The organism is Stenotrophomonas sp. GD03777 (assembly GCF_029842485.1).
Lineage (GTDB): Bacteria > Pseudomonadota > Gammaproteobacteria > Xanthomonadales > Xanthomonadaceae > Stenotrophomonas > Stenotrophomonas sepilia.
This window is the reverse complement of record NZ_JAOCGL010000137.1, coordinates 1-8,480: the sequence shown is the minus strand read 5'-3', so window position 1 is coordinate 8,480 and position 8,480 is coordinate 1. Positions and strand designations below refer to the sequence as shown.

The 8,480-nt window shown below is 66.3% G+C and carries 10 protein-coding genes; 6 read left to right on the top strand and 4 right to left on the bottom strand.

What is annotated here, in order from left to right; all coding sequences use genetic code 11:
• The coding region (locus N5E02_RS19040; protein ID WP_279946612.1) for a hypothetical protein at positions 1-859 on the top strand (859 nt) is incomplete at its 5' end.
• Between the two features lie 52 nt (positions 860-911).
• Here N5E02_RS19040 and N5E02_RS19035 read toward each other — a convergent pair.
• Genes N5E02_RS19035 through N5E02_RS19025 form a run of 3 tightly spaced genes read right to left on the bottom strand, consistent with a single transcriptional unit; the run spans position 912 to position 3,605 of the window.
• Complete coding sequence (locus tag N5E02_RS19035; RefSeq protein ID WP_279946611.1) at positions 912-2,240, bottom strand: XVIPCD domain-containing protein; 1,329 nt, start codon at positions 2,238-2,240, stop codon at positions 912-914.
• Positions 2,237-2,890, bottom strand: a complete 654-nt coding sequence (locus N5E02_RS19030; protein WP_065196095.1) for a hypothetical protein — start codon at positions 2,888-2,890, stop codon at positions 2,237-2,239. The genes N5E02_RS19035 and N5E02_RS19030 overlap by 4 nt, the downstream gene beginning before the upstream one ends.
• A 43-nt stretch (positions 2,891-2,933) precedes the next feature.
• Positions 2,934-3,605 (bottom strand): hypothetical protein, encoded by a 672-nt coding sequence (locus N5E02_RS19025; protein WP_262219862.1) that lies wholly within the window; start codon positions 3,603-3,605, stop codon positions 2,934-2,936.
• A 246-nt stretch (positions 3,606-3,851) separates the two neighbouring features.
• On the opposite strand from N5E02_RS19025, the gene N5E02_RS19020 reads away from it, so the two are divergent.
• Positions 3,852-4,358: an N-acetyltransferase gene (locus tag N5E02_RS19020; RefSeq protein ID WP_065186199.1), complete on the top strand. Its 507-nt coding sequence runs from the start codon at positions 3,852-3,854 to the stop codon at positions 4,356-4,358.
• 34 nt (positions 4,359-4,392) lie between these two features.
• Here the strand turns inward: N5E02_RS19020 and N5E02_RS19015 are convergent, their stop codons facing one another.
• Positions 4,393-4,830: an acetyltransferase gene (locus N5E02_RS19015; protein ID WP_065186149.1), complete on the bottom strand. Its 438-nt coding sequence runs from the start codon at positions 4,828-4,830 to the stop codon at positions 4,393-4,395.
• Between the two features lie 184 nt (positions 4,831-5,014).
• On the opposite strand from N5E02_RS19015, the gene tadA reads away from it, so the two are divergent.
• The 4 genes from tadA to N5E02_RS18995 all read left to right on the top strand — a co-directional run.
• Positions 5,015-5,539, top strand: a complete 525-nt coding sequence (gene tadA / locus N5E02_RS19010; RefSeq protein ID WP_005417177.1) for a tRNA adenosine(34) deaminase TadA — start codon at positions 5,015-5,017, stop codon at positions 5,537-5,539.
• Positions 5,540-5,614: 75 nt separating this feature from the next.
• A complete protein-coding gene (orn, locus tag N5E02_RS19005; RefSeq protein WP_053499815.1) occupies positions 5,615-6,187 on the top strand; it encodes an oligoribonuclease in 573 nt (190 codons plus the stop codon).
• A 101-nt stretch (positions 6,188-6,288) separates the two neighbouring features.
• Positions 6,289-7,161, top strand: a complete 873-nt coding sequence (locus N5E02_RS19000; protein WP_005417175.1) for an EcsC family protein — start codon at positions 6,289-6,291, stop codon at positions 7,159-7,161.
• Between the two features lie 208 nt (positions 7,162-7,369).
• The coding region (locus N5E02_RS18995) for an alkene reductase (protein WP_279946610.1) at positions 7,370-8,480 on the top strand (1,111 nt) is incomplete at its 3' end.

The following is an 8,480-nucleotide window of genomic DNA, read 5'->3' as shown; positions in this document are numbered from 1 at the left end:
CGCATTGGCCATCGTGCCGTTGCCGCCAGAGCAGGCGACCGAGCGGGCGCTCGGTGCCCGCTGCCCGGTGGATCTGGCCGGGCGGCTGGCGACCCAGGGCGACCTGCTGATTGGCGCCTGCCAGGGCACCATGCCGGCGCATCTGGCCGCGTTGCTGGTCGCGCTGCCCGCGCAGGACATCCACCTGCCGCGCAGCTGGCGCGAGCGTGAGGTGCGGCAGAAGGCCTGGTTCAAGGCTGTGCCGGGCTATGGCCAACGCCCGGACTTCATCGTGCGGATGGGCGACATCTGGGTGCGCTCGCTGGAAGGGCGCGACGCCGACAGCACGTTCTACCTGGTGTCAGCGCCGTTCACCTGCAGCGACCGGGTCGCCAACCGCGAGGAGTACGGCGCGGAGCCGGTTCGTGTGCCAGCGGGTGATTGCCGCGAGGCTTATGTAGCCCAGCGTGTGTACCAGGTCCGCGGGGATGCGGCGCCGAGGGATGTGACCGCCGATGCCATGCCGACGATGCCCCCGGTCACGGAGGCCGATCGTGCGCGCCAGCTGTCGCGTGAGGGCCGGATCAGCCTGGACCACAGCAAGCTGCAGTACGGCCCGGCCATGCGTTGGTTCGTGCAATACCCGGAGTCGGCGCAGAAGGGTGGTCCGCGCGCCTACAGTGACTGGAACCGTGAGCACATCGCGTTCGTGGTCTGGACCGGTGATCGCTTCGAGCTGCGCGAGAAGGTCGCGCGCGCGCAGTGGCCCTGTGACCCGGTGGCACCCGGCGATCGCGCCTGCGGCGGATTCCCGGATTCCGGGCCGGATCTGTTCGTGACGGCCGGAGCATCCGTGCCAATGACAGCGTCCAGCCCCTGAGCCGGAGTCTCGAAGTGATGCGGGAGCCGGGCTGACCGGCTCCCGCGCTGCATCAGGCCTGCAGGCTGCGGGTCTGGTTCCGCTGCTGTTCCAGCTGCTGGTCGCGCTCCAGCGCAACGCGCTGGTCGGCGGCCTGCTGGTCGATGCGCTGGCTGCTCTGTTCCAGCGGGGTGTTCATCGCCACTGCCGTATCCACCGACACACGAAGGTGGGCGGGGTCACCGCCCTGGCCCTGCACGGCGAAGCTGCGCGAGGCATCGGCATTCATGACCACTTCGTCGATGCGCTTGCCGCCTGCTGCGTGCATTTCGGCGGCCAGACTGCCTGCCAGTTGTGTGCTCATCACGTCTGGTACCCGGCCGACGCGGACATCCTGCGCGTGCACGCCACGGATCGCGTCGTTGAACAGTGGGTTGCCCACATGGTTGGCATCGTCCATTCGCAGCATGCTGGTGTGATGGCCGTTCTTCTCCGCTTCGCGGCGTGCCGGCTCACCGGGCTGCAGCGGGCCGCGGATGTGGTCGTACAGGTCGACGGCGCCGCCTGGAATGCCCCGCGCCGCGCGGGTGATACCGCTGCGCAGCGATTCCAGGTTGTCGCGGTACTCCTCGATCATCCTGGCGTTTTCTTTCGCCAGCGTCTGGGTTTCCGGGTGCTTCAGCACCGAGCCTTGATCGAGGAAGTTACCCAGTTTGTGGGAGCCCAAAGAACTGGCTGCCGCGATGACCGGGTAGTCTGGAATCAGGGCGCGCAACGAGTGGTTGCTGAAACCGGCAGCAGACAGCGTCCTGATCTCCTCCGGCTTGGCATAGATGCGCACCTGGCCGAAGTGCGGCGAGGCGGCGCTGACCGGATCGGAGGCCATGACATGATTGATCATGGTGTTGCCGCCTTCCGGGATGCGGTAGCCGAGGCTGACCGCGCCGTAGGCGTTGAAGGTTTCGCCCTTGACGTTGAAATGGTGCGAGGTGATCTGGGCCAGCGCGCCGCCGAGGGAGTGGCCGGTGACGGTGACCTCCGGCGGACGTTGGCCGAGATCCTGCCCCTCCTTCTTGGCGTAAGCGAGGGCGCGTTGGGTCAGCGCGATTGCGTCTGGCGCCTGCACATTGGTACGGGCGACGACCATGCCACCATCGGTCAGAATCGCATCGCGTGCGATTTGTTCGGTTCCGCGATGTGCGACGACAATTTCATTGGTGTCGACTCGCTGGTAGATCGTTCCCTGATAACCGTTCAGCCGATTATCAACGTGCTCTAGGATCTTGTACTTGTGCCCGTTGATTGGAACGATTTCTTCTTGGCCCGGTGCTCGACGACCGACCGCGTAATCCTTGTATGCATCTTCGGATAGCGCAGCGTAGTCTTGGCTGTTGAGGCTCATTGGCGGACCTCGCTGGCTTCAAGCGAAGCGGAGAACAGCGCATTCCGCAGTTCAGGGCGAAACTTTGTCGGATCCTTTTGGCCGCTTGCACCGTAGTCCGGAATCTCGCTGACTCGGGGATAGTCGGCACGCGGATAGTGGCGGGTCTCGACGTGGCCTTCGATAAGGGCCGAGGCTTCAATAAATGACAGGAAGCGCGTCTCGCCTTCAGCGCCCGTCGCCTTCAACATCGCCCCAGCGCCAGTGAACTCCCAATGGCACACGCCACGGCCGTAGTAGTCCTCGTCCAGCATCCGGTCCACATACAGCGTGCCGCGGTACTCGCCATCAGCGACCTTGCGCAGTTCCACCGGCTCTTGGCTGGTGATGCGAGCAGCCGTGCCGGTGGCCGGCTCGATGTGGCCGCACTGGTCTTCGTTGGTGACGTCGTACTGGGCCACGCCTTCAACCACAGCGAAATCACCCGGGGCGTCCTTCAGGCGCAGCACCAGTTCATAGGCCTTGCGCGGGCTGGGGTTGAGCTTGGCGAGGCCGCGCCCACCCTGGGCGACATCGGCTTCAGCAGCGGCACGTTCCTGGTTCATGGCGGTCTCCGGATGGCAGGCGGTCAACAGAAGCAGAGCAAGGCACGGAATCATCTTGTGGCGCAATGTCGGCCTCCTTGGGGATAGGGGTGAATGAGGCACTGGCAGCTCATGGCGTGAGCTTCTGCACAGTGGTGGTGGTTGAGAACAGCGCGTCGCGCAGATCTTCGCTGTACCCCGACGGAGCTTCCTCGCCACTGGCACCAAAATTGGCGACAGTGTCGGCGCGCGGATAGACAAGGTTCGGGTAATAAAGCGTCAGAGGCGAGTCGTTCTCCATGCGCTTCTTGTCGACGAACGTCAGGAATCGCGTATCCGCCTTGCTGGTCGTGGCGCGCAACATCGCACCGACGCCCGTCAGCGTCCAAACGCAGGCGCCGCGCCCGTAGTAGTCCTCATCCAGCATGCGGTCCAGGTAGAACGTACCGCGGTACTCGTTCTCGCTGACCTTGTGCAGGGTGACGGGCTCTTGGCTGGTGATGCGGCCCGCAGTGCCTGTTGCAGGCAGTATCCGCCCGCAGTCTTCGTAGTTGCTGACGTCATACTGGGCCACGCCCTCCACGATCGCGAACGGGCCCGGCGCGTCCTTCAGTGTCAGCACCAGTTCGTAGGCCTGCTTCGGCGCCGGGTTGAGTTTGGCCAGGCCGCGTCCACCCGCGGCGACGTCACGCTCGGCGTCGGCGTAGGGCGAACATGCCGCCAGCGGGACGAGGGCGAGCAATGCCAGGAGCGGCCGCCCCTTGGGTTCGGGGCGAGCTACACGCATGGCGCGAGCCTGCATCGTGCGTCCATGTCCATCTATCCTTCCTGGGTGGCAGGTTTCTCGATTATGGAACGTGCCGGGAGCGCTGTGCCACCCTTGGAGACGGATTTTTGACGCCCCGGCGAGGCATTGCCCGGGCGGATCGCTTGCCGCACAAGGCTCGCGATCATCACGTTGGCATTGCTGCCGGAGGCAGGTCTGCTGCTGAATCCGTGACTGAAATCAATCATTCACATGTCCATCACTTCATTGAAGGCGCCCTCCTTGAACTGCACGATCCGCCCTGAAATCCGCGAAGACCGCGCTGTCATCCACGCACTCACCGAGGCAGCCTTCCGCGAAGCCCCGCACAGCAGCCACACCGAGCAGTTCATTGTGGATGCACTGCGTTCGCGTGGAGAGCTGAGTCTCTCGCTGGTCGCCGAGAAGGACGGGCAGGTCGTCGGGCATGTTGCCTTGTCGCCGGTGACGATCAGCGATGGCAGTACGGGCTGGTTTGGCCTGGGACCAATCTCGGTGCTGCCCGGATGGCAGGGGCAGGGCATTGGCGCGGCGCTGATGCACGCAGTGCTCGACGCTTTGCGTGAGCAGGACGCGCAGGGGTGTGTAGTGCTGGGAGAACCCGCGTACTACGGTCGATTCGGATTCCGCGCCGAGCCCGGCCTGGTGCTGCCGGGTGTTCCGCCAGAGTACTTCCAGGCGCTGCACCTGAGGCCGTCGATGGCGCAGGGAGAGGTGCAGTACTCACCGGCATTCGAAGCCACGGCCTGATGATCGGGGGCGGGCCTCGAATATCCGTCCAATGTCAGCCGTCGTGCCGGAGATGGATCAGAGGATACGGACGGCCCTGCGAATCGAGCGGTGAGCGGCCGGTTTCGACGAAGCCCATGCGCAGGTAGAAGCCAACGGCCTGTGCGTTCTGCTCATTGACGTCGGTACTCAGCTGCGGATGCCGGGCCAGCGCGTGCTGCAGCAGTTGCCGGCCGATACCAGTGCCGCGCACGTCCGGATCGATGAACAGCGCTTCCATGTGCGTGCCGTCGATCAGCATGAAGCCAAGGGGGCGGTCCTGAGCGTCGACGGCCACTGTCATCGGTGCCTGCGGCAGGAAGCTGGCGACTTCGGCATCGATGGCCTGCCGGTCTTCGGCGCTGAGGAAGTCGTGGGTGGCGTCGACGGCACGGCGCCAGAGGTCGACGAGGGCGGCGCCGTCATCGGCGCGCGAGGGACGGAGGGTGGTCATGGGTTCACCAAGGTGCTTGCGGAAGGGCTCAGTATGAGGCCTGCAGCCTGGCTTCAGCGCGCTCGCTGCTTGGACCGCCGGTCGCGCGCAATGGCACCGCCGCTACCCGCGCCGCCTGCACGGCCGCGGGCGTACAATGCGGCCCCGGCGGCCATCCTGGCCCTGCAGACACGCGAGAACCGCCATGACCGATGCCCTGGGTGTACCGGTGCACGACGCCGATGAACACTGGATGCGCCATGCGCTGGCGCTGGCCGAGCGTGCGCAGCGCGAGTTCGACGAGATTCCGGTCGGTGCGGTACTGGTGGGCGCCGATGGCCAGCTGCTGGGCGAGGGCTGGAACCTCAACATCGCCTCGCACGATCCCAGTGCGCATGCCGAGATCGTGGCCATGCGCGCCGGCGGCACGCGGCTGGCCAATCATCGGCTGCTCGGCAGCACCCTGTACGTGACCCTCGAACCCTGCGCGATGTGCGCGATGGCCATCGTGCATGCACGCGTCGCCCGCTTGGTCTACGGCGCCAGCGACCCCAAGACCGGCGCCTGCGGCAGCGTGTTCGACCTGCTGGGTGATGCCCGGCACAATCACCGGGTGGAAATCCACGGTGGGGTGCTGGCCAAGGAGGCCAGCATGCGCCTGACCAATTATTTCCGCGCCAAGCGCGGCAAGCCGCCGTTGCTGCTGGAAGACCATGCGGGCGAGGGCTGAGGGGCGAACGGGTATGATGGGCGCCTCTTTCCTTCACCGGTAGGCCGCGCGCCTGCCCAGCAATGAGGCGACACAATGGCGGACACCGGCGCGGCCAACGAGCGACTGATCTGGATCGACCTGGAGATGACCGGGTTGGATACCGACAACGATTCGATCATCGAGATCGCCACCGTGGTCACCGATGCCCAGCTCAATGTGCTGGCTGAAGGCCCCGAGTTTGCCATCCACCATCCGCTGGAAACGCTGGAAGCGATGGATGAGTGGAACCGCAACCAGCACCGTCGTTCCGGCCTGTGGCAGCGTGTGGTGGACAGCACCACCACCCTGGGCCAGGCCGAAGCGCAGACGGTGAACTTCCTGGCGCAGTGGATTCCGGCCGGTCTTTCGCCGATGTGCGGCAACTCGATCTGCCAGGATCGCCGCTTCCTGCATCGCCAGATGCCGAGGCTGGAGAAGTACTTCCACTACCGCAACCTGGACGTGTCCACGGTGAAGGAACTGGCCAAGCGCTGGGCGCCGAGCGTGGCCGCCGGCGTCGGCAAGAACAGCAACCATACCGCGCTGAGCGATGTACACGATTCAATCGCCGAGCTGCGCCACTACCGCCAGTTCATGGGCGCGCTGTCGGGCCTGCCGGCTGCCTGAACGACGCCGCCGGGTGACACGCCCACGGGTAGTGCCGGATCCGCCCCTTCTGGCGTGACCCGCGACGAACCGTTCAACTTCCGGGCGCTAAGATCGGCGCCATGAACGAGCCCATCCTGCTTCCCCGCGACATCGCCCATGACGCCCGCGACTGGTCCGACCTGCAGCGCGCGGTGGCCCTGCTGGAAGCGCCGACCCTGACCGCGCGCATGGCGAACCTGGTCGGTACGCCGCTGGAGTTCGCGGTGAAGGCGCTGCCCAGTTCGGTCTCCAACCGCATCCACGGTGCGGTGCAGGCGGCACTGTCCAAGTCGGCGCAGGCAGCCCTGTGGAGCATGGACAACTCGCCCGGCAAGGGAGCGTCGACCCGCTGGCACAAATTGGCGGCAGCCACCTCCGGTGCGGTCGGCGGTGCCTTCGGCTTTGCCGCCCTGCTCATCGAGTTGCCGGTGTCGACCACGATCATGATGCGTGCGGTGGCCGACGTCGCCCGCAGCGAGGGGTTTGACCTGTCCGAGTTCAGCACCCGCCAGGCGTGCCTGGAAGTGTTCGCGCTGGGCGGCAACTCGCCGCGTGATGACGCCAGCGAGACGGGCTATTACCTGGCCCGCGGCTTCACCACCGATGTGATGCGCCACCTGTCGGCCGAGCTGGCCGGGCGGGTGGTGACCGGCCGCGACCTGACGCTGGGCGTGGCGCCGAAGGAAGCCGGCAAGCTGCTGGCGAAGATGGTGGAGAAGGTGGCGGCGCGCTTCGGCGTGGTCGTTACCGAGAAGTTCGCCGCGCAGGCGGTGCCGATCGTTGGTGCCGCCGCGGGTGCAACGCTGAACACCATGTTCACCGACTACTACCAGGACATGGCGCGTGGTCACTTCATCGTGCGCCGGCTGGAGTTGAAGTACGGGGAAGATGTGGTGCGCGCCTGCTATGACCGCGTGGCGCATGGCGGCGTGCTGATCGAACCCACGCTGTAACCGGCTTCGGGGTCGGAGCCCTTTGCGGTGCAAAGGGATCCGACCCCGGTTGCGCGCGGGGCCGGATCCCGTTCCGCAGGAAGGGGCTCTGCCCCCCGGGCGGGCCATCCTTGCCTTCGGGGAACAATTGTTTTGCCAGTGCATGCCTGTTGCCTGGCAGCTGGCATCCCCATCCTTTGCGGCAGTCCCCCCGCAAGAGATCGCCGCCATGTTGTTCACTCCCCACCGCTTGGGCGCCTTGACCCTGCCCAACCGCATCGTGATGCCGCCGATGACCCGCTCGCGCTCGTCGGCCGGGAACGTGCCCACTGCCGAAATGGCCGCCTATTACGCGCAGCGCGCCAGCGCCGGCCTGATCGTCAGCGAAGGCACCCAGATCAGCCCGCAGGGCCAGGGCTATGCCTGGACCCCGGGCATCCATAGCCCGGGCCAGGTGAAGGGCTGGCGTCGGGTGACCGATGCCGTGCACGCTGCCGGTGGTCGCATCTACGCCCAGCTGTGGCATGTCGGCCGGGTCTCGCACGTGGCGCTGCAGCCGGGTGGCGCCGCGCCGGTGTCGTCGTCGGCGTTGTTGGCGGAAGGCGTGAAGGTGTTCGTCGACCCGACCGGGGCAGGTCCCGAAGCCGGGGTGGGCGAAATGATCCAGCATTCGATGCCGCGCGCGCTGCGCGAAGACGAGATTCCGGGCATCGTCGCCGACTACGCCCAGGCGGCACGCAACGCGCTGGACGCAGGCTTCGATGGCGTGGAGTTGCACGGTGCCAATGGCTACCTGATCAACCAGTTCATCGACTCGCAGGCCAACCAGCGCACCGACGGCTATGGGGGCGCGTTGCAGAACCGCCTGCGGTTCCTGCGCGAGGTGGTGCAGGCGGTGACGGCCGTAGCCGGTGGTGACCGCGTCGGTGTCCGTCTGGCGCCGCTGACGACGTTGCAGGGCGCGGTTGACGATACGCCGCAGGCCACCTATCTGGCCGCGGCGCATCTGCTGGGTGAGCTGGGCGTGGGCTACCTGCACATCGCCGAAGCCGACTGGGACGATGCACCGCTGATGCCGGTGGCGTTCAAGCAGGCGCTGCGCATGGTCTACCCGGGTACGCTGATCTATGCCGGCAAGTACACCGCCGAACGTGCTGAACAGGCACTGGCTGAGGGCTGGGCCGACCTGATCGGCTTCGGTCGCCCGTTCATCGCCAACCCGGACCTGCCGGAGCGACTGCGTACCGGTGCGGCGCTGAATCCGCCGGATCGTGCGACATTCTTTGGCGGTGGCGCGGCGGGCTTCACCGATTATCCGACGCTGGAAGAGATCGTCGCGG

Excerpts from the sequence above, each read along its gene's own strand:
- N5E02_RS19035 (WP_279946611.1), bottom strand. The coding sequence starts at position 2,240 with ATGAGCCTCAACAGCCAAGACTACGCTGCGCTATCCGAAGATGCATAC.
- N5E02_RS19025 (WP_262219862.1), bottom strand. The coding sequence starts at position 3,605 with ATGCAGGCTCGCGCCATGCGTGTAGCTCGCCCCGAACCCAAGGGGCGG.
- N5E02_RS19015 (WP_065186149.1), bottom strand. The coding sequence starts at position 4,830 with ATGACCACCCTCCGTCCCTCGCGCGCCGATGACGGCGCCGCCCTCGTC.
- tadA (WP_005417177.1), top strand. The coding sequence starts at position 5,015 with ATGACCGATGCCCTGGGTGTACCGGTGCACGACGCCGATGAACACTGG.
- orn (WP_053499815.1), top strand. The coding sequence starts at position 5,615 with ATGGCGGACACCGGCGCGGCCAACGAGCGACTGATCTGGATCGACCTG.
- N5E02_RS19000 (WP_005417175.1), top strand. The coding sequence starts at position 6,289 with ATGAACGAGCCCATCCTGCTTCCCCGCGACATCGCCCATGACGCCCGC.